This is a genomic window from Streptomyces sp. NPDC031225 (assembly GCF_055570355.1).
In genome coordinates this window covers 136128-161411 of record NZ_JBVIHJ010000011.1, presented here as the reverse complement: position 1 = coordinate 161411, position 25284 = coordinate 136128, and the positions used below count along the sequence as shown (strand labels likewise).

The window sequence follows — 25284 nt, the reverse complement described above, 5'->3', positions numbered from 1 at the left end:
TCGGTGGCCGCCGCACTGCCGCGGCCTCCTGGCCCGGCATCCGGTCCGGGTACCGGAGGCCGCAGACCGGGGGTTTGTGGGCGGCCGCAGGTGACGGGGCCGGGCGCGGTCTTAAGCGGTCGCATGCGATCGGCGACGGCCATCCGCAACGGCGCGCACGAGTACCGCTCCTGAGGCAGCGTCAGCACCTCGGGCAGCCCTCCTGACAAGGGTCCCGGCGCCCGGTGGTCGTCCTGCCTGAGGCATCCCCGGCCCTGATGCCACTTCCGGCGGACACACACCGAGGGCCGCCCGGATCACCGGGCGGCCCTCGGTGTGTGTGCGGGAGCGGTCAGGCCTCGACCGCGGGTACCAGCCCGGTGACGGGGGCGGCGAGGTCGGTGACCTGGTGCAGCTCGTTGAGCTTGTACAGGTCGTTGGCCTTGTTCAGCTGCGCGGAGACCTTCGGCATCTCGGCCTTGTGCTCCGCGGGGATGTCGCTGGCCGCGAGCGAGTCGAGCATGGCGATCGGGCTGAGCGGGCTCGCCTCCGGGGCAGCCGCGTCGGCCGCGTTCGCGAGGGGGGCGGCGAGGCCGGTGACACCGACGGCGAGACCGACCGCGGCGACGATACGTCGAGTTGAGATCATGTTGTCAGCAACGCCACCGACCCCCTGGCGGACACGGCCGTCCGGCGCCGCTCACTCGTCAGGCGGAGCGCCCGTACTGGGCTTGCCGTGACCGCCGAGGCGGAGGAGTCTCGTAGGAAAGAGGCCCTACGCGGCCCGCTCCTCGTCGGGCCGCGGCCCTCGAAGGAGGTCACCATGGGCACTGCGGCACGCTCCGGTTTCGACGCCGACGCACTGCGCCGGGGCATCGAAGGACACACTGCGGCGACTCTTCTGTCGCTCTACGCGGACGACGCCGAGATACGCGTCGTGGACCGCAACAGCCAGCCGAGCCACCCCACGGTGCTGCACGGCAGGGACCAGATCAGCGCGATGCTCGACGACGTCTACAGCCGCGACATGACGCACAAGCTGGAACAGTGCGTCGTCGACGGCGATCACGTCGCCTTCAGCGAGTCGTGCGAGTACTCCGACGGGGTACGCGTCCTCTCCGAGTCGATGCTGACCCTGCGGGACGGCAAGATCACCGAGCAGACCCTGATCCAGGCGTGGGACGAATAGCGAGAACGAAAAGGCCGAGGGTCCGGGTCACGTCGAACGGCTGACCTGGACCTTCTCGGCGCGGGGAGTATCCGCGCGGCAGGTTCTGCCGCGGTGCCCGCGGAAAGGAGCACGGGGCACGTCGGGCGGTTGCACGTCGGTTAGCCTGATGTCCGGACCGTGACTGGCGCTGAGGTGGATCACCACCGGGGAGCGGTTCGCACATTCGATGCCGTGCGCCTGGGCGATTCCTTCGATCGGCTCAGGAGTGGACCATGTCCCAGGCACGGCTCATGGACGGCACCGCGCTTGCCCGGCGCATCGGCGAGGACACCGCCGAGCGGGCGGCAGACCTCACCAAACGCACAGGTCAGTCCCCTTGTCTGGCCACGGTACTGGTCGGCGAGGACCCCGCCTCCGTCACCTACGTGCGCATGAAGCGCAACCGCTGCCGCAAGGCCGGCATCGAGTCCCGGCACGTGGAGCTGCCCGCGGCCACCACCACCGAGGAACTCGTCGGCACACTGCGTGCCCTGTCGGTCGATCCCACCGTGCACGGCATCCTCCTCCAGCACCCGATGGGCGCGCACATCGACGAGCGGGCGGCGTTCGAGGCGATCGCACCGGAGAAGGACGTCGACGGTGTCACCTTCGCCTCCTTCGCGACGATGAGCTTCGGCCTTCCGGGCTTCGTGTCGTGCACGCCCGGCGGGATCATGCGGCTGCTCGACGCGTACGACGTCGACCCGGCCGGCAAGCGTGCCGTGGTCGTGGGCCGCAGCGCGATCCTCGGCAAGCCGGCCGGCGTGCTGCTGCTCGCCCGCGACGCCACGGTGACCTACTGCCACTCCCGTACGGCGGACCTGTCGGCTGCCGTACGGGAGGCGGACATCGTGGTCGCCGCGGTGGGCAGGCCCCGGCTGATCCGGGGCCAGGACATCAAGCCCGGCGCGGTCGTGATCGACGCCGGCTACAACGCGGGCAACGTCGGCGACGTCGACTTCGACTCCGCGGTGGAGCGTGCCTCGCTGATCACACCGGTGCCGGGCGGCGTGGGTCCGATGACCATCGCCACGCTGCTGGAGCAGACGGTGGCGGCCGCCGCCCGGCAGCTCGGGGCCTAGCGCGGGCCGCGGGGGTCGGCCGCTCACCCTCGGGCCGCAGTTCGCGACGAGGGTGAACTGGCCGGATGTCACGGGTCGTTGAGGCCCTGTGGCGGGCCGTGGCGCCATACTGTCCGTCGTGCGGGTAGCGATCATGACAGCGGGCTCCCGGGGCGACGTGGCCCCCTTCACCGGTCTCGGGCACGGTCTGGCGCGGGCCGGTCACGAGGTCACCCTGGTCACCCACAGCCGTTTCGAGCCGCTCGCGGCCCGGGCCGGGCTCGGGTTCCACGCCCTGCCCGTCGATCCGCGGGCGGAGCTGGAGTCGTCGCGCGGGCGGGCCCTGCACCGCAGCACGACCGGCGTGGGCAAACTGGTGCGGGTGGTCGCGATGGCCAGGACCCTGGCCGTGGAGATGGCCGACGAGCTGGTGGCTGCCGCCCGGACCGCCGACGCGCTGCTCCTGTCCGGTTCGGTGGCCCCGCTGGGGCACGCCGTCGCGGAGGGACTGGCACTGCCCAGCCTGGGCCTCAACCTCCAGCCTCTCGCGGCCACCCGGGAGTTCGCGCCGCCCATGCTGGGCGTCGGTTCCTGGGGCGCGCTCGGCAACCGGGTCGCTGGGGCGGGACTGAACCTGGCCGTCGAGCAGGTCTTCGCCGCGGCGCTCCCGTCGGTGCGCACCCGGCTGGGGCTGGCGCCAGTGGGGACGGTCGCGGCGCTGCGGGCCCGGGAGCGGCAGGGCTGGCCGGTGCTGCACGGATTCAGCCCGCGGGTCGTCGCCCGGCCCCGTGACTGGCGTCGCGGGCTCGACGTAACGGGCTACTGGTGGCCGTACGCCGGGGACGAGCGGCTCTCCGACGAGCTGCGCGCATTCGTCGACGCGGGGCCGCCGCCGGTGTTCGTGGGGCTGGGCAGCGCGACCGTGCCCGATCCCGGGAGGATCAGCACCGAGATCGTGCGGGCGCTGCGCCGGGCCGGGCTGCGCGGGGTGATCCAGCGCGGGTGGGCGGGCCTGGCGGCCGGCGGCGACGACATGCTGACCATCGACGAGGCACCGCACTGCGCGCTCTTCCCCCGGATGGCGGCGGTGGTCCACCACGCGGGCGCGGGCACGACCGCGGCGGGACTGCGCGCCGGGGTACCGGCCGTACCGGTGCCGATCCAGTTCGACGAGAGCTTCTGGGCGGCTCGGCTGGTCGCGCTGGGGGTGGCTCCGCGCGTGCTGCCGCTCAGACGTCTGACCGCGGACACACTGGGGGCGGCGCTGGTGCGGGCCACCCGGGATGCCGGTTTCCGGGAGCGGGCTCAGGTGCTGGCGGCACATGTTCGCGAGGAGGACGGGGTGGCGCCGGTGGTGGCGGCCCTGGACCGCATGACCGCGTAGCGCTGTGGGCGGTCAGGCGGAATCCCGGGCGGGCGGTGCCGTCCAGCCCGGTGGCTGCAGGATTCCCAGCAGCTGCCGGACCAGTTCCTCGACGACCTCGTCCAGGGTCGCGTCCACCCACCCGGCGTTCCAGTCGTGGAGCAGACCGTTGACGCTGCCGATGAACGCCGTCGCGGCGAGCCGGAAGTCGCGGGGCGCCGCCTCGCCACGGGCCACCGCCCGCTGTGCCTCGGCGCACACCAGGTCCACCCAGTGCGCCCGGCGGGCCAGGCGCTGTTCCTCCAGCCGCGGGCTGACGCCGATGATCTCGACGAAGGTGATGCGCACCCGACACGGGTCCGCGGTGACGTTCGCCGCGTAGGCGCGGAAGATCGCGGCGGCGCGCTCGGCGAGCGGCAGGTGGTCCCCGCCCGCGACCGCCTCCAGCACGGCTGCCGTCGCCCAGTCGTTGACCTCCAGATGGAGCGCGGCCAGGACGTCCTCGAGGGTGCGGAACTCCTCGTAGAACTGGCGGGTGGACAGGCCCGCGGCCTCGCTGAGGGCCGCGACGGTCGTGGCGCGGTATCCGGGGGTGTCCCCGAAGAGCTGGAGTGCCGCGTCCAGGAAACGCCGGCGTCGATCGGCCTGCCGCTCCGCGGCGGTCTTGCCGCCATAGCGACCGGTCGGGGCCCTGAGCCTGCCCGTCACCGCACCTCCTACCCGGGCCGGACGCTCCGGCCTTCCGTATGTCGCCCAAGTTTGTCGTGCACGCAGTCTTGTGGAGAAGGGCCCCCCTTCCTTACTTTGCAGTAAGTTCACTCTGAATCCACGCGTCTTCAGATTTTCCGATGTGTCATGCCTCCTTCATGAGCCGCCCAAGGGAGCCCCCTCATGTCCGCTCTCCGCCCAAGACACCTGTGCGCCATGGCCGCCGCAGTCGTCCTGGCCCTCACCGCCCCCGCCACCTCCGCGAGCGCCGTGGACGCGGCCGCCCTCCGCGAGGTGCTGTTCGTGGGCAACAACTGGGACGGCACGGCCGACGTCCTGAAGTCCTCCGGTGATCTGGCCAAGATCGGCCGGATCAACGTGATCCCCGACAAGGACGCCCGGATGGCGGAGATCAACGCCGATCCGATCAAGTGGATCTACTTCATGGCGATCCGCAACAGCGTCGGCGAGGGCCACGACCAGTTCGCCGACGACATGTACTCCACGCCGGACGGCAAGTCGGTGGTCGTCTCCCGGCCGAGCTTCGCGGACGTCGTGTCGATCGACGTGGCCACCGGGAAGATCAACTGGCGTTTCCGGGTGTCGGGTTACCGCGCGGACCACATGGCCGTCTCCCCCGACGGCCTCCGGGTCGCGGTGTCGGCCTCGACCGCGAACACCGTGCACGTGCTCAACATCAACACCGGCCAGCAGCTCGGGTCGTTCGCCACCGGCGACAAGCCGCACGAGAACATCTTCACCAAGGACGGCAAGTACATCTGGAACATGGCGATCGGTGACGTCAACACCGACTCCGACGCCCCGTGGCAGGACTTCACGAAGGGCGACCGGCACATCACGGTCGTCGACGCCACGACGTACAAGCAGGTCAAGGTCATCGACATGCGGGCCAAGCTGGACGCGATCGGCCTCAAGGACTACTCGGACGCGGTCCGGCCCGCGGTCTTCTCGCCGGACGAGTCCAAGCTGTACTTCCAGGTCTCGTTCTTCAACGGCTTCTTCGAGTACGACGTCGCGACCGACAAGATCACCCGGACCAAGGTCCTGCCGAAGAACCCGGCGACCAGCGACGACCGCACCACCATGGTCAACGACTCGCGCCACCATGGCATTTCGATGAGCCCGGACGGCAGCAAGCTGTGCGTCGCGGGCACGATGGACGACTACGCCACCGTGGTCGACCGCACGACCCTCCAGGAGGGCCCGCTCGTGCCGGCCTCGAAGCCGTACTGGGCCACCGTCAGCGGCGACGGCAAGAGCTGTGTGGTGTCCGAGAGCGGCGCCGACCAGGTCACCGCGATCGACTTCGCGACCGGGCAGAAGACGGTGTCCGTGGCGGTCGGCGACCATCCCCAGCGGGTGCGGCTGGGGCATGTGGCCACGGACTGGGCGAGCCCTTCCTCATAGCGGGAGCGTCCACGCGCACCGACCGGGCGAACGTCGCAGCCGGGCCGGTACCGCCCCTCTCCGGAGGCGGTACCGGCCCGGCTGTCGGTATGGCCGGGGTCAGCCGAACTTCTGCGCCGTCCAGGTCGCGAGCTCGGACCTGGCCGCGGCGAGCAGCGACGCGGAGGGCGAGCCGGCCCCGTTGGTGACCAGCGCATAGTGCAGCACGCCGGAGTCGGAGTCGGTGAGGAGGAGCCGGCGGCTGCCGGTGCCGCCCGGTTCGAGGGCCGTTCCGACGGGGGTCGAGGAGGTGTACGCCGGCGGGCCGTAGACAGTGCCGAGGTCGGAGACGACCGTGGTCGTCGCGTTCGGGAAGGAGGCGGGGAGATGGAGTTCGGTGGGTGCCGTGCCGCTGCCCGACCGCCACACGAGCACCGAGTACTGGCCGGACCCGACCAGTGACGACACGTTCGGCAGGCTGCTCGGCACCGGGTTCCAGGTCAGGGTCGTGGAGCCGTCCCTGGAGCGGTCCTCGTAGGTGAAGGCGGCCGTCGTGCCCGAGGTGGCGCTCGGGTAGATCCGGTCGAGGAGCCGGGCGTCCTGGCGGAGCACCGCCGTGCCCGAGTCGTCGAGCTTCACGGCCGACAGGTCCTCGTCGTTCCAGCCGTCGCCCGAGGTGATGACCTTGTCCGGATTGTCGTTCATGAGTTCGTGGTGGCGGCCGTTGTAGATGTCCCACTGCCACTGGCTGCCGGACAGGACCGGTCCCGAACCCGCGGGCGTGGACCACCAGTTGGCGCCCTTCACCCGGGAGTCCAGGGCCTGGTACATGGCCTTGAGGACGGTCGGCGCCTTGCCCGCGGTGCTGCCGTTCAGCGGGTGCCCGAACTCGCTGACCACGGCCGTCGTACCGGTCGCCGTGGCACGGTCGCGGACGGTGCCGAAGTCGGTGACGTACTGGCCGTCGGAGGCGTTGCCCCACATCAGGATGCCGGAGATCGCCTTCTGGTCGTAGAAGTGGGTGTTGAACACGTACCGCGAGCCGAGCGTGCCGGCGTCCAGGAGGCCGCCCTCCTCCTTGCTGACGTTGCCGTTCCAGAAGAGGTTCGGCTCGACCATGGTGGGCTTGTCCGTCCAGCCGGCCGTGTCCATCCGGGCCCGGAACTTCACGTAGAAGGGCCACAGCACATCGCGTTCCCAGGTGCGGCTGGTCTGCCCGGAGTCGTAGGTGCCGGCGTAGGGCTCGTTGTAGGGGTCGAAGCCGACGATCCCGGCGAACTGTGCGGTGCTGAGGTTCGCCTTGATGTACGTCATGGTCTTCTGGGCGGTGGCCAGGAAGTAGTCCTGGAGGCCGTACCTGTTGTGCCAGAAGTCGTACTGGCCGGCCTTCACCGCGCCGTTCTGGGTGATGTTCTGGCCCCACATGATGCAGATGCCGCAGGACTCGGCGGAGTAGTTGCCGAGCGCCACCGCCCAGGCGGGCGCGCCGTCGCCGGTGTACCAGCTGCCCGAGTTGAACAGCCAGCGGGAGTACAGGTCCTGGTGGAAGTCGGGGTAGACGCGGATGCCCGCGTCGAGGAACGCGCGCATCTGCTCGGTGGCGTTCGCCAGATATGCGGTGTCGACCTGCCCCTTCACCGGTTCGGCGTAGGCCCAGGACAGCAGGAAGCGGACGGAGTTGCCGCCGCCGAGAGCTCTCAGCGCGGTCGCCGACTTCTTGGCGTCGGCGACCGAGGCGAAGGGCAGACCGTGGTTCTCGGCGAGTTTGGTCTCGCCCGAGACGTTGTAGCCGCGCAGGACGACCTCGCGGCCGTCGGCGTCGACGAAACGGCCGTTCGCCACGGTGAGGGCGGTTCCGTCGAAGGGGAGGGAGTCGGCGATACCGGCGGCGGAGGCGGACGGGTTTCCCGCCACCGTCAGGAATCCACAGAGGACAACCAGAACAACGAGCAGACGCGCGCGCATATTCGGCATGTCCCTTACAGTCCGACTCATCCGGCACACCGTCAACACTTATGACTGATGAGTAAGTTTCAGCTTTTCCGGGTAACCGCCGGACGAATCGGAACAATGCCGTGAGTGATCCGCGTGTAGTGGTCGAAGGCGCTTTCCAACTCGCCCTCGCCGCGGGTGAGTCCCGGCAGCCGCTGCTCCAGCTCATGGAGCCGGGCCGCCGGAACCCCGCCCTCCACCCAGGCCCTCTCGCCGCGCGTATCGGTGGTCTCCGGTACGGCCCGCAGCGCGGCCAGCGCGGGCAGCAGGGTCCCGAGCGTGTCGGCCGGGGCCTCGACACGGAACCGGTGCATCGGCTCGTGGACCACGGTGCCCGCCCGCCGCAGCGCCCGGACGAGAACCAGCGGGGTCACGCCGCGGAAGTCGGCGCCCGTGCTGGACATGCTCTTGTTGAAGCCCTGGTGAGCGTGGCTCTGCCGAGGTGAGTAGCCGGAGTGGGTCATGGTCACCGTGCAGTCGGTGACCTGCCAGCCGTACAGGCCCTGGCCGAGGGTCTCGTACACGGTGTCCTCTACGGCCTTGAAGAACGCGTACGGCATGGCGCCGAGCTCCACCTCCAACCCGAAGGACACGCCGGAGCCGGCCGGCGCCGGGTCGACCCGCAGGCCGACGGTGGCGAGGAAGGGGTTGCCGTCCTTCTTGTTGAACTCGACGGCCGCGCCCGTCCCGGCCGGTCGCTCGACGCACAGCGGCGTCGTCTCGCGGAAGGTGACGTCGAGGCCGAACTCCTCGGCGAGCGTGGCCTGGATGACCTCCTTCTGGACCTCGCCGTAGAGGGAGACGGAGGTCTCCTGGCGGCCCTCGTCGTGCCTGAGGGCGATCAGGGGGTCCTGCTCGGCGAGCTGGGTGAGGGCGAGGTGGAGGGACCTGCTGTCGGTGCCGGGGGCCGGGACGACGACTGTTTCGAGGGAGGGCGGGGCGAAGAAACGCTCGTGGGCCGCGCGGGGTTCGCCGAGGGCGTCACCGATGCGGATGCCCGGCAGGCCCCACAGCTTGGCGATCCGGCCCGCTGGAACCGCGTCCTGACGGACCTCGGTGCCGCTGTCGAAGACACTGACGGCGGTGACACGGCCCTCCGCGCGGACCGCTTCCGCACGGCCTCGTGCCGCGCGAGCCGCGCCGAAAGGCACCCGGTCGCGGGTGCGCAACGTGCCGGAGAACAGGCGGGCGTACGCGACCTTCTCCCCCGCCGGGCCCCGGTCGACCTTGAACACCGTCGCGGACACGGGCCCTTCGGGGTCACCGTCGGCTGCGGGCAGCAACTCCCGGATTCCCGCGACCAGTTCGGGGACGCCCGCGCCCGTGACGGCCGAGCCGAAGTACACCGGGTGCACCAGGCCCCGCCGGGTCTGCGTGACGAGCGCGGCGCGCGGCAGGCCCTCGGGAACCCGCCCTTCGACACAGGCGGCCAGCAGGTCGTCGTCATGGTCCGCGAGGACGTCGTAGGAACCGAGCCCGGGCAGGAAACGGGCCTGGCGCGTGCCGAGGTCACCCACCGTGCCCATCGGCACCACCGCCGGGGTGAGCCGCTCGGCGATGTCCCGCAGGACACCGTCATAGCGGGCCCCGCGTCGGTCGGTCTTGTTGACGAAGACGAGGGTCGGGACGCCCAGCCGTTTCAGGGTCCGCATGAGGACCCTGGTCTGCGCCTGAACGCCCTCGACGGCCGAGACGACCAGGACCGCTCCGTCGAGCACGCCGAGGACCCGCTCCACCTCGGCGATGAAGTCGGGGTGGCCGGGGGTGTCGATGAGGTTGACGGTCACGTCGTCGACCGTGAAGGAGACGACGGCGGACTTGATGGTGATGCCGCGCCGGCGCTCCAGCGCGAGGGTGTCGGTCTGTGTGCTGCCGGCGTCGACGCTGCCGATCTCGTCGATGACTCCGGCCGAGTGCAGCAGCCGCTCGGTCAGGCTGGTCTTACCTGCGTCGACGTGGGCGAGGATCCCTAGGTTGAGCAAGTGCACGAAGCGTCATGTCCTTAAGAATGGGGGTCATTCCTTCCTGGGTGGACATGGACGAAGTGCGCATTGCTGCTCCTGGTTCGTACGACGAGGGCATGGACATCCGAAGTCCAGCAGGTGTGGGCCCCAGCGGCAACGGATTAACGCTCAACCAGTCCAGCCGCGTCCCGACTTTCACGGCGCCCGCGTACGAGAGGACCGCGGAGGCGAGGCTCGATTGCTCCTGTTCAGCAGCCGGGGCGGGTGGGCGTCAGCGCGGCGGGAGCCGGTGCAGGCGTACGTCCGTGAGGCGGCCGTCGGCCGCGGTCGCCGTCATGTAGGTGCAGTGGGGCTGACGGCGGCGGTCGGTCGGCGAGCCGGGGTTGAGCAGGCGCAGTCCGCCGGGGGCGGTGGTGTCCCAGGGGATGTGGCTGTGGCCGAAGACCAGGACGTCGGTGTCGGGGTACTGCGCGGCGCAGCGGGCCTCACGGCCCTGCGCGGCGCCCGTCTCGTGCACGACAGCAAAGCGCACACCGCCGACATCGGCGTACGCCACCTCCGGGAGCCGCGCGCGCAGACCGGGCCCGTCGTTGTTGCCGTACACCCCGACGAGCCGTGCGCTGCGGCTCTCCAGCAGTTCGAGCGTGGCGGTGTCCACCCAGTCACCGGCGTGGAACACGACGTCGGCGTGCGGGAGTTCGGCGAGCAGCGGGGCCGGGAGTTCCTTGGCGCGCTTGGGCAGGTGGGTGTCGGACATCAGCAGCAGGCGCACGCCGACCACCCTAGAGGAACCGACATACGGGAACGTCGACCGACGGCACAGGATCCGCTCGCCAAGACGGCCCACTGACGCGGCACTTGCCCGGCGGCGTTAACATCGGCGCACAAAGCGTCTATCCGTGACGCAAGCCACAAGCCACCCAAGGAGTCCGGACACCGATGCCGGTCAAGGTCAGCGTCGTCATCCCCGTCTACAACCCGGGGAACTACATCGAGGACTGCATCGCCTCGCTGCTCAGGCAGTCACTGCCCCCCGACGAGTACGAGGCGATCTTCGTCGACGACGGTTCGACCGACGGGACGCCCGCCCGGCTGGACGAACTCGCCGCGTCGGACCCGCGCGTCACCGTCGTGCACCAGGAGGCCTCCGGCTGGTCCGGAAAGCCGCGCAACGTCGGGATCGAAGCCGCCCGGGGCGAGTTCGTGATGTTCGTCGACAACGACGACTACCTCGGCGACGAGGCCCTGGAGCGGATGTACGACTACGCGGTCGCCAACGGCGCCGACGTGGTCGTCGGCAAGATGGCAGGACAGGGCCGGGGCGTGCCGGTGGAGCTGTTCCGCCGCAACCATCCGCGTGCCACCGTCGACAACGCGCCGCTGATCGACAGTCTCACCCCGCACAAGATGTTCCGGCGGGCCTTCCTGGACCGGATCGGGCTGCGCTTCCCCGAGGGCAGGCGCAGGCTGGAGGACCACGTCTTCGTCACGGAGGCGTATCTGCGCGCGGACAACGTCTCCGTGCTCAGTGACTACGTCTGCTACTACCACCTCAAGCGCGACGACGCCTCCAACGCGGGCTTCCAGCGCTTCGACCCGGTGGGCTACTTCGCGAACCTGCGCGAGGCGCTCGACGTCGTCGAGAAGTACACCGAGCCGGGGCCCTCGCGTGACCGGCTGCTGCGTCGCTGGCTGCGCAACGAGATGGTCGAGCGGATGCGCGGCAAGCGGCTGCTCAACGCGCCCGAGGACTACCGCAAGGAGCTCTTCGCCGAGATCCGCACAGTGGTCGTCGAGCGCTTCGGTCCCGGTGTCGCGGCCGGTCTGCAGCCCACCCAGCAGGTCATCGCCGCCCTGATCGCCGACGGCCGGCTCGACGACCTGGTGGCGTTCGCGGAATGGGAGTCCTCCGTCTCGCCCACGGCCGGTCCGGACGGCGTCGAGTGGGACGGCGGTGTGCTGCGGATCGGGCTGTCCGCCGAACTCGCGTCCGGCGGCACGCCGATGACGTTCCCCGCGAAGGGCACCGCCGCCCCGCTCGACGGGGCGCCGGACTCCGTCCAGGAGGCGGTGGACTGGGTGGGGTCCCACAGCGTCGCCGGTTTCGGCCGTGCCACGGTCGAGCTGCTGCTGCGCGAGCGCGCCAGTGCCGCCCAGTACTTCCAGCCGGTGGAGTTCACCCGGGAGACCGTCCCTGCGGAGGGGGACGGTCGGGTCCGGCTCGTGCTGCGGGGCACCGCGGCCGTGGACCCCGCCACCGCGGCCGACGGCAGCCCGCTCGGCGCCGGGCTGTGGGACGTGTACATCCGCGTCAAGCTCGGCGGCTGGACCAAGCAGAGCCGACTGGGACCGGCCGCCCTCAAGGGACGTCCGGCCGCGGATGCCGGTGTGGCCGGCGGCCGGGTGGTACTGCCGTACTGGACGACGAAGCAGGGCACGCTCGCCCTCGACGTCGACACGGCCGGCGAGCGTCTGGAACTCGGGCGCCTGCCGGCGGGTGCGGTCACCGTGTCCGGCGACGGCGTCGAGGTGTCGGTGCCGTTCCACGTACCCGGTGAGACTCCGGTGCTGCTGAAGCTCACCCGTGGTTCCGGCGCCGCGCCCGTGCAGGTGTCAGGAACGCTGCGGCCCAAGGGCCCCGCGGCCCTTCTGGAAGCGGTGCTGCCCCTCGACGAGCTCCAGGGCGCGGCCTGGCGGGTCGCGCTGAGCCCGGCTCCCGACGCGACGGAGCCGCGCTTCCACCCGCTGCCGTTCGCCGTGCGGGCGAAAGCGGGCAGCGTGCAGATCGTCCACCCGCCCCGTCCGGGGGCCGCGCAGCGGCTGGTCCGCAGGGCCAGGCGCCTCGCCGGGAGGCTGGTCCGCCGGGTCAGGGCACGCGGCAAGTAGCGCGGGGAGCACGACAGACGGGGAGGACGCCGAGCGTCCTCCCCGTCTCACCGCATGTCGCTCAGCTGGCGTCGTTGAGCCGCTCCAGGCTGGTGCGCAGGTGCTCCCAGCTACGGGACCGCTTGCTCCCGCGGTTGCGGGCGTTCACCAGCGCCTTCCAGAAGGACGCCTCGATCAGCGTCTCCGGCTTGATCGCCGAGGTGCGCTCCAGGACCGACTCGGGCACCTTCTGCGGGTCCGGGACGACGTACTCCGCGATGATCTCGTCGTACTTGTCCTGCAGCACCGTGCTGGTCGGGTCCGCGCCGAAGACCAGGAGCTGGCCTGTGGGCTCGGTGTCGACCAGGACGGTCACCAGGTCGGGCCGGTAGCGGTTCAGGACCTCGATGACCTTGTAGACGTCACCGGTCCAGGCGTTGGTGTGCCGGTCGCGGGCCGCCTCGTCCACGTTGCGCGGCAGCATGTCGTCGAAGACGATCACGCTGGCCCAGTCCGCGTACTTCTCGACGTTGATGAAGTCGCGGAGCGCGTACTCGAACAGGTGCATGCCGTCGATGAACGCCAGGTCGAGCGTGACGTCCTGCCAGTAGCCGAACGGGCTGCGGTTCCGGATGATGTTGCGCAGCGGGTGACGGCCGCCCTTCAGATGCTGGAGCGGGTTGTCTCGCGCGAAGAAGTCGTCGCTGGTGGCCTTGGCCAGATGGACGTCGCAGCGGATCTCCGAGACCACTTTGAACGCCGGGTCGATCGCGATACTCGGTACCCGGGAGAACGTCAGGCTGCGGCCGTCGTTGACGCCGATCTCCAGGTAGTTGCGGTTCGCGCTGGCTTTGTGGAGCCCCCGCAGGAACTCGTGACGTTTCACTGGGAAATCTCCTTGCGGATGTGTGGCAGTGCTTCGTGCAGGGCGGACCGCCGGTGCCGGTGCGAGGCCGGTGCGGCCCCCGTCCCCCGGTCGTGCCCGAGGGCGCGGAGGGCGGGACGTGGTGCGGGCCCGATGCGGACCTCGCTGCTGGTGGGGGCGGCCCGGCAGGGGCCGACCGCAGTGGTGCCGGAACGCTTCCCGCACCGGTCCGTCACGGCTGCCCGCGCCGGATCCGGTGCCCTGGAACATACCGTCTGTGCCGTGTTCACGGCAGCGCTTCGCGCCGAGCGGCACGGTCCCGGTGGGAGGGCCGCGTACCCGGCGACGGGGCGGAGGGCGGTGCTGGACCCGCCGGAGCGGTCGCGGGCGGCGGCGGGAGGACTCATGAAGAAATCTGCACCTTGCTGCCGTCTCCGCGTACGAGGTGGTGGGCCCGGGGCGCGCTCGGCGCCGGGCACTCCCCGGCGAGGGGGCCGGCCGGCGAGGCCTCTGCGCGGGCCGTGCCCTCGGTCGGGGCGTCCCGCAGGGCGACGGAGGACTCGGCCTCACTGTCCACGACCCGGCGGTTCTCCGCCACGGACGTGAAGGGGCCGATGCAGGGGTCGTGCACCTCGGTGCCGATGGTTTCCCGAGTGTGTACGGAGGTGTCGCCCGGGATCACCCCGGCGTGGGTGAGCCCCGCGTCGGCGATCGACGCGAGGCCGTGCGAACGGACTGCTTGGTGGGCGACGGGCACCGGTCGTTCGGCCGAAGTGCGCGTACGTGGCCACAACCGTGTGCCGGCCTCGCCGGACAGCACGAGAGCCTTCATCTGCGCCACCTTAGCCCGAATTCACAGCAACGGGCCATGGCGGGAGGATTGCCCGGGAGTTGCACCCGGGAGGCGCTCAGTCCTCGCCGCGGAAGATGTTGCTCTCGCCCGTGTGCGCGGTGGTGGATCCGACGTGGTCCTCGACAGCGGACAGGCAGGTCCGCAGGTCGCCCTTGCCGTGCAGGCGTCGGGCCCTGGACCAGCCCGTCTCGGGCCGGCGTGCGAGGGGTTTCTCAACGGTCAGCGGGGTCACGGTGGTTCACCGTCCTTCCATGCTCCGCTCCGGGTCCCCGGTGACGGCCGGCCCAAACGGACCGGACCGGCCGTCAGGGCGTCGACACCGCACACGCGTACAGCGGGGACCCGTACCCGTGCCGCTTGACGGCCGGCCGGACCCGCGGGGCGAACTCGCCTGCACGGCTCAGGTGTTGGAGCGGGCCGCGCTGATGTCACCCAGGGCGGACTCCGGGTCGCGTTCCATGGCGGCGTCGCCGAGAGCGACGATGCCGACGGGGTGGCCGTCCTCGACGACCGGGATCCGGCGTACGGCGTGTTCCCGCATGAGCTCGATGGCGTGGTCCAGGTCGTCCTCGGGGCCGACGGTCACCAGGTCGTCGCTGCACGCGCCGGCCACGGTGGTCCGGTCGGGGTCGCCGCCCTCGGCGAGGGACCGCACGACGAGGTCACGGTCGGTGACCAGACCTCGCAGTTCGTCGCCCTCGGTGACGAGTACGGCGCCGAGGTTCTGGTCGCGCATGATGCGGGCGACGGCGGTCACGGAGGTCTGCGGTTCCACGGTGACCGGGGCGCTGGTCATGATGTCGCTGACGTGCTGGGTCATGGCGTACCTCTCCGGCAGGGGATTCTGCGGCCCGGGTACCCAGGCTCAGGTATCGAGTGCGATTTCGCTCCACACCTGTTTGCCACCGCTGACGGGGACGGTGCCCCAGGCCGCCGACACGGCCTCGACGAGCAGGACCCCGCGGCCGCCGGTGGCCTCCCAGCCGATGTCGGTGGGCTTGACGGGAGTGCGGGGCGAGGCGTCGGAGACGGACACGCGCAGCCGCCGGCTCACGAGGGTGAGGTCGAGGCGGACCGGCCCGTCGGTGTGCACGAGGGCGTTGGTGACGAGTTCGGAGACGACGAGCAGGGCGGTGTCGAGGGCGCCGTTCCGTACCCCCCATCGGCGCAGGACGCGCCGGGTGAAGCGGCGGGCGTGTCCGGCGGCCTGCGGGACGCGCCACACCGTCCAGCCCTCCCTGAGCGGGTGGGTGGCCATGCCGTCGTACCGCAGCAGGAGCAGGGCCACGTCGTCGCTGCGGCGGGCGCCGACGAGCAGGGCGTCGGCGACGAGTCCCAGGTTGGCGGGGTCGGAGGCGGCAAGTCCGCGGGCGAAACGGTCCATGCCCTCGTCGATGTCGGCCTCGGTGGACTCGACCAGGCCGTCGGTGGTCAGGGCGACCAGGGTGCCGGGCCGCAGCCGGAGCGGGGTCATCGGGAAGTCGGTCTGGGCCAGCACGCCGAGCGGCGGGCCGCCGTCCGCCTCCACGATCTCCGTGGTGCCGTCGGGGTGGCGCAGGACGGGCGGCAGGTGGCCGGCCCTGACGCACCAGGCGGTGCCCTCCTCCATGTCGAGGTCGACGTAGGCGCAGGTGGCGAAGAGGTCGGTCTCCAGGTCCATGAGGAGCCGGTTGGCGCGGGCGACGACGACGTCCGGCGGGTGGCCCTCGACGGCGTAGGCGCGCAGGGCGGTGCGCATCTGGCCCATGAGGGTGGCGGCGGCGGCGCTGTGGCCCTGGACGTCGCCGATGACGAGGGCGACGTGGTTGTCGGGCAGCGGGATCACGTCGTACCAGTCGCCGCCGAGTTCGAGGCCCGCGGTGCTGGGCAGGTAGCGGGCGACGGCGGTCGCACCGGGCAGTGCGGGCAGGCGGCGGGGCAGCAGCTGGCGCTGGAGCATGCCGACGAGTTCGTGTTCGGCGTCGAGGGCGTGGGCGCGGGTCAGGGCCTGCCCGGCGAGGCCGGCGGAGGCGGTGAGCAGGGCGCGTTCGTCGGGGCCGAAGTGGTGCGGGGTGTCCCAGCCGATGAGGCAGGCGCCGGCCATGCGCCCGGCCGCGGGCAGCGGCAGGACGGCGAGGCCGCCGGGACCGACGTCGGCGAGGGCCGGTTCCAGGACGGTGCCGGCCGGCCAGATCTGGGCGCGGCCCTCGCGCAGGGCGGCGGCCAGGGTGGGCATGGCCCGCACCGGTGCCTCGGGCCACTCGCTGCGCCACTCCAGGCGCCACAGTTCGGGCCAGGACTCGGGTTCGGGCGGGTCGAGGACGGTGACGACGAGGCGTTCGTTCTCCAGCTCGGCGAGGGCGATGCGGTCGGCCCGCAGCGGGGCGCGCAGGGCGGAGACGACGGCCTGGCTGACGTCACGGACCGTGCCCGCCATGGCGAGGGCGGCGGCCAGGCGCTGCACACGGGACACGTCGGTGACGTCGGAGCGCAGGGTGGAGGCGTCGGCGACCGTGCCCGCGAGCCGGGCGGGCCGGTCCTCGGTGCCCGGCAGCATGCGGCCGCGCAGTCTGAGCCACCTGGGCGGACCCGACGGCTGGAGGACGCGGAACTCCAGCTCGCGGTCGCCGAGGGACATGTGGCCGGCCTCGAACAGGGACATCAGCGAGGGCAGGTCCTCGGGCACGGTGAGGCCGAGCAGGGTCTCGACCTTGCCGTCGAAGGCGGCCGGGCTCATGCCGAACAGGTCCAGGAGCTCGTCGCCGACCTCGACCCGGCCGGTGTCCATGGCGAGGCTGAACGCGTTGGAGCGCGGTTCGGCGTCCTCCTGGACCGCCTCGGGGACGGGACAGACGATCGCGCCGGCGATCAGTTCGAGGCACTTGCGGTCCTCGTCGTCGAAGCCGCCAGGACCCTCACCGACGGCCAGGAGACAGGCCCGGCCGTCGTCGCCGTGCGCGGGCAGCACGGCCAGGTGGACGTCCCGCCGGGGCACTGTTGGGACCTCGGCGCAGGCGGCGAGTTCCTCGGGGCCGAGGAAGAGCGGGCTCCCCGAGCGGTGCGCTTCGGCGGGCGGGGAGGCGCCCGAGCTCGGGTAGCTGTCGCGCAGCCCGTACAGCGTGCGGGGGACGCCGGCCGACTCGACGAGGCACAGCTGGTCCCCGTCGTCGCCTGGGATGTACACGGCGGCGAGGGTCGCCCCGGCGAAGACGAGCGCCTGTTCGAGGACGCTGCGCAGTCGTTCCGGCGATCCGGGACCGTCCATGAGCGCTGTCAGGGCGTCCTCGGCACGCAACGCTCTCGTTCCGCGTCCCGCAGCGTCCTCACTCACCACGTTCGCCATTACAGCGCTTATACGGCACGTGCGCAGCCCCTGAGGGCGGTACGTGGAGCATCCGCGGGGGCCGTGCTCGAAACCCTCCCAACAATTCTTGACCCATGCGTTTCGCACGGTGATCTCGTGACAGCCGTGACTGTCCGTGGCCACCGTCCCGCTGGAAAGCTCGACAGCGGGCCAAGGAGGAGGACGCATGGACAAGCGCTACGAGGTGTACGCGCTCGCCGACAGACACTTCTACGAGACGCCCGACCGGATCTCCGCGGGCGAGGCGCCCGTCTACGAGACGACGCGCCGCGAGGTTCCCGAGGGCTGGGACGCGGCACGGATCGGCGACTGGCTGACGCTGACGCCCCTCGGTCCGGACGGGAAGCCGGTATCGGGACCGTCGCAGGGCTGGAAGATCCACGCCTCGGCCACCCGGGCGAACGCGGAGCGGATCGCCGCGACCGTGTGGGACTACTGCGTGCCCCGGCGCATCTCGTTCAAGTTCGTGCCGGCCCCGCATCTGCTGCATCTGCGCAACACCAAGTACGCGGGCCGCGACACCAGCGGCAAGTTCGTCACGATCTACCCGGCCGACGAGGAGCAGCTGCACGTCGTGCTGCGGGAGTTGGGCGCGCTCCTCGACGGCTGCGAGGGGCCGTACATCCTCACCGATCTGCGCTGGCACGACGGGCCGCTCTACGTCCGCTACGGCGCGTTCGCGCGCACCTTCGTCGTCGACGAGCGGGGCTCGCTGGTACCGGCGGTACGCGACGGCGAGGGGACGCTGGTGCCGGACCGGCGGGCGCCGTCCTTCCAGGTGCCGGAGTGGGTGACGCTGCCCGCCTTCCTGGAGCCGCATCTGGAGGCCCGGAACACCACGACGGTGGGCGAGCTGCCGTACCGGATCGAGAAGGCGCTGCACTTCTCCAACGGCGGCGGGGTCTACACGGGGACCGACACCCGCGACGGGCGCAAGGTCGTCCTGAAGGAGGGCCGGCCGCACGCGGGGCTCGCGGCCGACGGCGCGGACGCGATCGCCCGCCTGGAGCGGGAGAAGTACGCCCTGGAGCAGGTGGCGGGGACGGGTGTGGTGCCCGAGGTGCGGGACTGGTTCACGCTCGGCGACCACAAGTTCCTCGTCATGGACTTCCTGGAGGGGCGCACGCTGAACTCGTTCTTCGCCGAGCGGCATCCGCTGCTCACCCCGGACCCCGATCCGAAAGCGGTCGCCGACTACACGGCGTGGGCCGTACGCATCCACGGGGCCGTCGAGCGGGCGGTGGCCGCGGTGCACGCGCGCGGGATCGTCTTCAACGACCTGCACGTCTTCAACATCATGGTCGGCCCCGACGAGGAGTCGGTGTCCCTGCTTGACTTCGAGGCGGCGGCGCCGGTCGAGGAGAACGGCCGCCAGGTCGTCGCCCACCCCGGCTTCTTCGCCCCGCCGGACCGCAAGGGCATCGACGTCGACCGCTACGCCCTGGCCTGTCTGCGGCTCGCCCTGTTCATGCCGGTCACCACGCTGTTCGTGGTCGACCGGGGCAAGGCGGCCCACCTCGCCGAGGTGATCCTCCGTCAGTTCCCGGACGTGCCCGAGGAGTTCCTGGACGAGGCGGTCACGGAGATCACCCGGGACACCGCCACGCGGGCCCCCGGCACCGGGAGCGACCGGTCGGCCGTCCGCACCGAGGTCGCGCCCTCCTTCATCGAGCCCGGCGACTGGCCCTACAGCCGTGACTCCATGGTCAAGGCCCTCCTCGCCTCGGCCACCCCGGAGCGCGCGGACCGGTTGTTCCCCGGCGACATCACCCAGTTCAACGACGGCGGCGGTCTCGGGATCGCGCACGGCGCGGCCGGAGTGCTGTACGCGCTGGACGCGGTCGGCGCCGAACGGTATGAGGAGGGCGAGCGCTGGCTCCTGGAGCGCACCGCGCCCCCGCCGACGGGCACACCGCTGGGCCTGTACGACGGACTCGCGGGTGTCGCCCACGTCCTGGACCGGCTCGGCCACCGGCAGCGCGCTCTCGACCTGGTCGAGCGCGTCCTCGCCGAACGCTGGCAGAACCTCTCCTCCGACCTGCACGGAGGCCTCGCCGGACTCGGGCTCGTGCTCGGCGGGTTGGCCCGCACGACCGGCGAGAAAGAGCTGCGGGACCGGGCCGCCGAGGCCGCCGACGTTCTCGTACGACGACTCGCGCAGCCCCTCGCGGACACCCCCAAGCGGCGCCGGGCCGGGCTGTTGCGAGGGTGGGCCGGGCCGGCGCTGTTCCTGCTGCGGCAGTACGAACACACTGGTGAACCACTGCTGTTGAGGGCGGCCGATGTCGCGCTGCGCCGCGACCTGGAGTGCTGCGTGACGCATCCGAGCGGTTCGCTGGAGGTCGACGAGGGCTGGCGGACGCTGCCGTACCTCGGCGAGGGAAGCGCGGGCATCGGGATGGTCCTGGACGACTACCTCGCCCAGGGCATCGACACCGAAGGCGAGTTGGAGCGGGCGCGCGCCGGGATCCTGACCGCCGCCACCAGCCGCTTCTACGTACAGCCAGGCCTCTTCCAGGGCCGTGCCGGGATGATTCTGCACCTCGCCCGCACGGACACACCCGGCGCGACCCGGCAGCGGCTCGCCGAACAGATCGACGGGCTGGGCTGGTTCTCCATGGACTACCAGGGCCAACTGGCCTTCCCCGGCCACCAGATGATGCGGCTTTCGATGGATCTGGGCACCGGAACGGCAGGGTGCCTGCTCGCGCTCGGCGCGGCCCAAGCGGCCCAAGCGGCCGCCGAGTTCCAGGTGTCCTCCGGCGAGGCCGCCACCGCGCACCTGCCGTTCCTCCCGCCGCTCAGGCGGCCCCACATACGCGGTTCCGCGACCTGACGGAGCCGTGACCCAACCCCGTCCCCACGGGTGGACGACACCGAAGGAAGGAAAACGAGATGGCACTTCTCGACCTGCAGACGATGGAGTCCGACGAGCAGGCCGCCACCGGCGCCAACAGCACTCTGAGCCTGTTGTCCTGCGTCAGCGCGGCGAGCGTCACCCTCTGTCTCTGACAGAGACCGTGCGCCCATGACTCCGGGCGGTCCACTCCCGCGAGGGAGGGGCCGCCCGGGGTTCTGCACACCTGGGGAAGGCCACCGCATGACCACTCGCACAGCGGGGTCCGGCCCGCTGGGCCCGGCGCCCGCCCGCTGGCTGGTGCTGTGCCTGGTGAGCACGGCCGCGACCGCTGCCGGACTGCTGCTGCCCGCCGCCCTGGGCCGGACCCTGGACCTGCTGCTCGCCCAGGCACCGGCGACCCGCTGGGTGCTGTACTGCGCCGCACTGGTCCTCCTGATCGCTCTGCTCGACGCGTCGGAAACCGTCCTCGGCGGCACGGTCGACGCCCGCACCACCGCCTGGCTGCGCCGCCGCCTCACCGGTCACGTCCTGGCCGTCGGCCCGCGCGCCACCGCCCGCTTCGGGCCCGGCGACCTCGTCGCCCGCCTCATCGGCAACGCCGCGCAGGCCGGCACCGCCCCGACCGCCCGCGCCGCGCTGCTCGCCGCGCTCGCCGGACCCGTCGGCGCCGTGGTGGCCCTCGGCCTCATCTCGCCATGGCTGGCGGCCGTGTTCCTGGCCGGAGCCCCGGTCCTCGCCCTGCTGCTGCGCGCCTTCGCCCGTGACACCCGGGAATGCGTGACCCGCTACCAGGAGGTGCAGGGCCGGATCGCGCAGGCACTCACGGAGGCCGTCGGCGGACACCGCACCATCCAGGCCGCCGGAACGGCGGACCGGGAGACGGCGCGGATCCTGCGACCCCTGCCCGAGCTCTCCGAGGCCGGTCACCGCATGTGGCGGGTGCAGGGCCGCGCCTCGGGCCAGTCCGTCGCCGTCGCCCCCCTGCTCCAGCTCGGTGTCGTCGCCGTGGCCGGGGTCCTGCTCGCCCGGCACCGGGTCACGGTGGGCGAGGTCCTCGCCGCCTCCCGATACGCGGTCCTCGGGACCGGCCTCGGCGCCCTGGTGGGCCAGCTCGCCGGCCTGGCCCGGGCCCGGGCCGCGGCCGGACGCCTGGACGAGGTCCTCGCGGAACCCGCCGTCGCTCACGGCGAACGCCGGCTGCCGCCCGGCCCGGGACGGCTCGAACTGCGCGGCGTCACCGCCCTGCGCGGCGGACGGGCCGTGCTCGACGGGGTCGACCTCGTCGTGCCGGGCGGGACGACGCTCGCGGTGGTGGGCCGGTCCGGCGCGGGCAAGTCGCTGCTCGCGGCGGTCGCCGGGAGGCTCACCGACCCGGACGCCGGTGAGGTCCTCCTCGACGGCGTACCGCTGCGCGAGCTCACCCACGACGAACTCCGCCGCTCAACCTGCTACGCCTTCGGACGTCCCGCCCTGCTCGGCGGCACCGTCGCGGAGGAGATCGGGCTCGCCCTGGCGTCCCCCTCCCCCGCCCGCGTCCGAGAAGCCGCCCGGACCGCCCACGCGGACGACTTCGTGCGCCGGCTGCCCGACGGGTACGACACCCTCGTCGCCGACGCCCCGCGTTCCGGCGGTGAGTCCCAACGCCTGGGCCTGGCCAGGGCGTTCGCCCACGGTGGCCGCGTCCTGATCCTCGACGACGCACTCTCCAGCCTCGACACGGTGACGGAGGCCCGCATCACCGAGGCCCTGGTGAACGGCCGCGCCGGCGGCACCCGCCTCCTGGTCGCCCACCGCGCCGCCACGGCGGCCCGCGCGGACGCGGTGGCCTGGCTGGACGGGGGGCGGGTGCGCGCGGTGGGGCCGCACGAAACGCTGTGGGGTCTGGCCGAGTACCGGGCGGTGTTCGCGGAGGGGGCGGACACCGCCGTGCCGGACGGGGGCTGCTCATGACCTTCCGCAGGAGTGGCCCCGTCACCCGCGGAATCACCGCACGCGGTCTGCGGTTCCTCCGGCTCCGGTGGCGGGCGGTGGCGCGGCTCGCCGGGTGGTCCGTGCTGGAGACCGGCCAGACCTTCCTCACCGGGTACGCGCCCGCCCGCGCGCTGGACGCGGGGTTTCTGGCCGGGCGGCCCGGCACGGGACTCGCCTGGCTCTGCGTGGCCGGTCTCGGGGTGCTCGTCGGCGCGTACGGGACCGTGCGGGTGTACGCCGCCGTCGCCGCGTTGGTCGAACCGCTGCGGGACCTCCTGGTCACGCGGGTGGTGGGGCGCGGGGTGCGGGAGGCGGACACAGGGGCGCTGTCCGGGCTGACCCAGCAGGTCGAGATCGCCCGGGACACCTTCGCCGGGCTGGTGCTGGTGTCGCGTTCGTTCGTGTTCACGGCCGTCGGTGCCGTCGTCGGACTGGCCTCGCTCGACCCGCTGCTCCTGCTGGTCGTGGGGCCGCCGCTCGCCGCGGGCCTGGGCCTGTTCGCGGCCACGCTGCGGCCGCTGGCCCGGCGCCAGGAGGAGTTCCTGGTCGCCGACGAGGCACTGGCCGAAGGTCTCGGCAGGGTCTGCCCGGGGCTGCGGGACATCACGGCGGCCGGCGCGGAGGGGCGCGTCGCCGCCGACGCGGGCCGACTTGTCGACACCGAGCAGCGGGTCGCGTACTCCCTGGCCCACTGGTCCGTGCTGCGTGTGGCCTCCCTCGCCCTCGGCGGCCAGCTCCCGGTCGTCCTCCTCCTCGCCTGCGCCCCCTGGCTCCTGTCCAGGGGCGTCACCACGGGCGCCCTGGTCGGCGCCCTCGCCTACGTCACCCAGTCCCTCCTCCCCGCCCTGCGCAACCTGGTCCACGGCCTGGGCACCAGTGGGTCGCGGCTGGTCGTGGTCCTGCGCCGACTGACCCGCGAACCGGCCGAGGGCGTGAGCGAACGCGCCGGGGACCGCCTGCCCGGGAACGACAGGGCCCCCGCACCGGCGGAAGTCGCGCAGAACGCAACGGAAGGTACCCGCTCCCACAACGGGGATGGCCTGCCCCGGTGCGCCACCGAGCCCCCCACGACGACGGCGCACTCCCCTGACGCACCTGGCCGTACCGGAACACACGACGGACTCGTGCGCGACTCGGCGACCGTCGCGACAGCAGCGCACGCCCGCTGCGGACCGGAACACACCGCATCCCCCGGCGAGGACCGCCCGCCTCAGAAGGCCTCCAAGACCCTCGCAACGCGAGCCGACCCCCCGTGCCCCGGCCGCACAGGATCACCCCGCTCCGGGCACGGACCCGAGCATGGGGCGCCGACCGCCGCGGTAACCGTGGGCCCGCCCGACGGTCATGAAGCGGCGCGCACCGCGTGCGGTGAGGCCACCCGCACCCCCGTCCTCTCACTCAGCTCCGTCACCTTCGCCTACGGCCCCACCGCCACCCCCGTCGTCGACGACCTGGACCTCGCCCTCCAGCCGGGCGCCCACCTGGCCGTCGTAGGCCCCAGCGGGATCGGGAAGTCGACGCTCACCGCTCTCGTCGCCGGTCTCCTGCGCCCCACCGGCGGAGAGATCGGGCTCTGCGGACACCCCGTGCCCTCCCCCGAGGCCGCGGCGCGGCGGGTGCTGATCCCGCAGGAGGCGTACGTCCACTCCGGCACCCTCGCCGAGAACCTCGGGCACCTCAGGCCGCACACGGTGCCGGAGACTGAGCTGCTCGCGGCGGCCCGGGCGGTCGGGCTCACCCCCCTGCTCGAAACGCTCGGCGGGCCGCAGGCGACCGTGGACCCGGCCGTCCTCTCCGCCGGTGAGCGGCAGCTCATCGCGCTGACCCGGGCCTATCTGTCACACGCCCCGCTCGTCCTGCTCGACGAGGCGACCTGCCATCTCGATCCCCGGGCCGAGGAGCGCGCCGAACGGGCCTTCGCCGAGCGGCCGGACACCACGCTGGTCGTCGTCGCCCACCGGATCAGCTCGGCCCGGCGCGCCGGGAGCGTGCTGCTGATGGACGGCCGCCGCACGGCGCACGGCACCCACGACGAGCTCGTGCGCGACTCGGCGGCGTACCGCGAACTCGTGGGCGGCTGGACGGCCGTGGCCCCGAAGCGGACCGCGTCCCCGGACCGGTCAGAGCCAGCCCTGCCCCTGCGAGATACGGATGGCGTCGATGCGGTTGCGGGCGCCGGTCTTGCGGGTGATGGCGGCCATGTAGTTGCGCACGGTCCCGTGGGACAGGTGCAGGTTCCCCGCGATCTCCGCGATGGAGGCGCCCTCGGCCGCGAGGGTCAGCACGCTCAACTCCCGTCTGGTCAACGGCATCTCGGCGGCCTGGAGGAAACCGAAGCCCAGTGAGTCGTCGACGAATCGTTTCCCTTCGGCGACGCGTCGGATCCCGCGCACCAGACGCTCCGGGGAACCCTCCTTGTCGACATAGCCGAGTGCTCCCGCCTCGGCGGCCCGTTTCAGCAGCCCGGGCCGGCTGGCCGTGGCGAGTACGAGGAGGCGCGGCGGACTGCGGTCCGGCTCGCGCACCGATAACTCCCCCAAGGGCGGGATGCCGTGGGCGTCCGAGGACTCGAGGTCGGCGGCGCACACATCGGGCTGCACGGATCGCATGCGGCCCGGCGCCGTGTGCCACGGGGCGTCGAACACCCCGAGGTCCGGTTCCCGGCGGAGCCACTCCGCCAGCACCGATCTGACCAGACACGCGTCGTGCACCAGAAGCACCCGGATCACTGCTCGTCCCCCTCGATTCGCCGTACTCGGATTCATGGCCATGAACGCGTGCCCAATTGTTCGGGTCCCGGACGTCCGGCGGGCGCGAAGAATTGGCCATCAGGGTGCGCGGGG

The 25284-nt window shown here is 72.1% G+C and carries 19 protein-coding genes, 1 pseudogene and 1 riboswitch; of the genes and pseudogenes, 9 read left to right on the top strand and 11 right to left on the bottom strand.

The features are described from left to right. Positions 1 to 331: 331 nt before the first annotated feature. Positions 332 to 628: a hypothetical protein gene (locus tag ACZ48Z_RS20400; RefSeq protein WP_468737248.1), complete on the bottom strand. Its 297-nt coding sequence runs from the start codon at positions 626 to 628 to the stop codon at positions 332 to 334. 174 nt (positions 629 to 802) lie between these two features. Here ACZ48Z_RS20400 and ACZ48Z_RS20395 point away from each other — a divergent pair, with 174 nt between their 5' ends. The 3 genes from ACZ48Z_RS20395 to ACZ48Z_RS20385 all read left to right on the top strand — a co-directional run bounded on the left by ACZ48Z_RS20395 (position 803) and on the right by ACZ48Z_RS20385 (position 3634). Further along, on the top strand, positions 803 to 1168 hold the full coding sequence (locus tag ACZ48Z_RS20395; protein ID WP_468737247.1) for a nuclear transport factor 2 family protein: 366 nt from the start codon (positions 803 to 805) through the stop codon (positions 1166 to 1168). A 149-nt stretch (positions 1169 to 1317) separates the two neighbouring features. After that, a riboswitch (ZMP/ZTP riboswitch) is annotated at positions 1318 to 1400 on the top strand. A 22-nt stretch (positions 1401 to 1422) separates the two neighbouring features. Next, positions 1423 to 2271 carry a bifunctional 5,10-methylenetetrahydrofolate dehydrogenase/5,10-methenyltetrahydrofolate cyclohydrolase gene (locus ACZ48Z_RS20390; RefSeq protein WP_468737246.1) on the top strand — a complete coding sequence of 283 codons (849 nt, stop codon included), beginning with the start codon at positions 1423 to 1425 and terminating at the stop codon, positions 2269 to 2271. Between the two features lie 133 nt (positions 2272 to 2404). After that, complete coding sequence (locus ACZ48Z_RS20385; RefSeq protein ID WP_468737363.1) at positions 2405 to 3634, top strand: glycosyltransferase; 1230 nt, start codon at positions 2405 to 2407, stop codon at positions 3632 to 3634. A 12-nt stretch (positions 3635 to 3646) separates the two neighbouring features. Here the strand turns inward: ACZ48Z_RS20385 and ACZ48Z_RS20380 are convergent, their stop codons facing one another. Continuing rightward, the gene (locus ACZ48Z_RS20380) at positions 3647 to 4321 is read right to left on the bottom strand and encodes a TetR/AcrR family transcriptional regulator (RefSeq protein ID WP_468737245.1); all 675 of its coding nucleotides are present in this window, start codon (positions 4319 to 4321) and stop codon (positions 3647 to 3649) included. Positions 4322 to 4504: 183 nt separating this feature from the next. On the opposite strand from ACZ48Z_RS20380, the gene ACZ48Z_RS20375 reads away from it, so the two are divergent. Further along, entirely contained in the window at positions 4505 to 5749 is a 1245-nt protein-coding gene (locus tag ACZ48Z_RS20375) for a YncE family protein (RefSeq protein ID WP_468737244.1), read from the top strand. A 99-nt stretch (positions 5750 to 5848) separates the two neighbouring features. Here the strand turns inward: ACZ48Z_RS20375 and ACZ48Z_RS20370 are convergent, their stop codons facing one another. The 3 genes from ACZ48Z_RS20370 to ACZ48Z_RS20360 form a co-directional block, all read right to left on the bottom strand. Further along, positions 5849 to 7702 carry a cellulase family glycosylhydrolase gene (locus tag ACZ48Z_RS20370; protein WP_468737243.1) on the bottom strand — a complete coding sequence of 618 codons (1854 nt, stop codon included), beginning with the start codon at positions 7700 to 7702 and terminating at the stop codon, positions 5849 to 5851. A 59-nt stretch (positions 7703 to 7761) separates the two neighbouring features. Continuing rightward, positions 7762 to 9708: a GTP-binding protein gene (locus ACZ48Z_RS20365; protein WP_468737242.1), complete on the bottom strand. Its 1947-nt coding sequence runs from the start codon at positions 9706 to 9708 to the stop codon at positions 7762 to 7764. A gap of 247 nt (positions 9709 to 9955) precedes the next feature. Next, positions 9956 to 10456 carry a metallophosphoesterase family protein gene (locus ACZ48Z_RS20360; protein ID WP_468737241.1) on the bottom strand — a complete coding sequence of 167 codons (501 nt, stop codon included), beginning with the start codon at positions 10454 to 10456 and terminating at the stop codon, positions 9956 to 9958. A 167-nt stretch (positions 10457 to 10623) separates the two neighbouring features. Here ACZ48Z_RS20360 and ACZ48Z_RS20355 point away from each other — a divergent pair, with 167 nt between their 5' ends. Next, positions 10624 to 12570, top strand: a complete 1947-nt coding sequence (locus ACZ48Z_RS20355; RefSeq protein WP_468737240.1) for a glycosyltransferase family 2 protein — start codon at positions 10624 to 10626, stop codon at positions 12568 to 12570. A 61-nt stretch (positions 12571 to 12631) separates the two neighbouring features. Here ACZ48Z_RS20355 and ACZ48Z_RS20350 read toward each other — a convergent pair whose 3' ends face one another. The 5 genes from ACZ48Z_RS20350 to ACZ48Z_RS20330 all read right to left on the bottom strand — a co-directional run bounded on the left by ACZ48Z_RS20350 (position 12632) and on the right by ACZ48Z_RS20330 (position 17580). Continuing rightward, entirely contained in the window at positions 12632 to 13435 is an 804-nt protein-coding gene (locus tag ACZ48Z_RS20350) for a class I SAM-dependent methyltransferase (protein ID WP_468737239.1), read from the bottom strand. Positions 13436 to 13817: 382 nt separating this feature from the next. Further along, positions 13818 to 14246 carry a sugar phosphate nucleotidyltransferase gene (locus ACZ48Z_RS20345; RefSeq protein WP_468737238.1) on the bottom strand — a complete coding sequence of 143 codons (429 nt, stop codon included), beginning with the start codon at positions 14244 to 14246 and terminating at the stop codon, positions 13818 to 13820. Between the two features lie 76 nt (positions 14247 to 14322). Beyond that, positions 14323 to 14499: a hypothetical protein gene (locus ACZ48Z_RS20340; RefSeq protein ID WP_468737237.1), complete on the bottom strand. Its 177-nt coding sequence runs from the start codon at positions 14497 to 14499 to the stop codon at positions 14323 to 14325. A gap of 168 nt (positions 14500 to 14667) precedes the next feature. Next, positions 14668 to 15087, bottom strand: coding sequence for a CBS domain-containing protein (locus tag ACZ48Z_RS20335; protein ID WP_468737236.1), 420 nt, complete (start codon positions 15085 to 15087; stop codon positions 14668 to 14670). Between the two features lie 45 nt (positions 15088 to 15132). After that, on the bottom strand, positions 15133 to 17580 hold the full coding sequence (locus ACZ48Z_RS20330; RefSeq protein ID WP_468737362.1) for a SpoIIE family protein phosphatase: 2448 nt from the start codon (positions 17578 to 17580) through the stop codon (positions 15133 to 15135). 196 nt (positions 17581 to 17776) lie between these two features. Between ACZ48Z_RS20330 and lanKC the strand changes: the two genes are divergently transcribed. The 4 genes and pseudogenes from lanKC to ACZ48Z_RS20310 form a co-directional block, all read left to right on the top strand. Continuing rightward, positions 17777 to 20446 (top strand): class III lanthionine synthetase LanKC, encoded by a 2670-nt coding sequence (lanKC, locus tag ACZ48Z_RS20325; protein ID WP_468737235.1) that lies wholly within the window; start codon positions 17777 to 17779, stop codon positions 20444 to 20446. A gap of 59 nt (positions 20447 to 20505) precedes the next feature. Next, entirely contained in the window at positions 20506 to 20622 is a 117-nt protein-coding gene (locus ACZ48Z_RS20320) for a SapB/AmfS family lanthipeptide (protein ID WP_468737234.1), read from the top strand. Between the two features lie 88 nt (positions 20623 to 20710). Then, on the top strand, positions 20711 to 22420 hold the full coding sequence (locus ACZ48Z_RS20315) for an ABC transporter ATP-binding protein (RefSeq protein ID WP_468737233.1): 1710 nt from the start codon (positions 20711 to 20713) through the stop codon (positions 22418 to 22420). Next, positions 22417 to 24255 (top strand): annotated as a pseudogene (locus ACZ48Z_RS20310) (ATP-binding cassette domain-containing protein); the annotation flags it as partial. The gene ACZ48Z_RS20315 and the pseudogene ACZ48Z_RS20310, both read left to right, overlap by 4 nt. A 306-nt stretch (positions 24256 to 24561) precedes the next feature. On the opposite strand, the gene ACZ48Z_RS20305 reads toward ACZ48Z_RS20310, so the two are convergent. After that, a complete protein-coding gene (locus ACZ48Z_RS20305; protein WP_468737232.1) occupies positions 24562 to 25170 on the bottom strand; it encodes a LuxR C-terminal-related transcriptional regulator in 609 nt (202 codons plus the stop codon). Between the last annotated feature and the right edge of the window lie 114 nt (positions 25171 to 25284).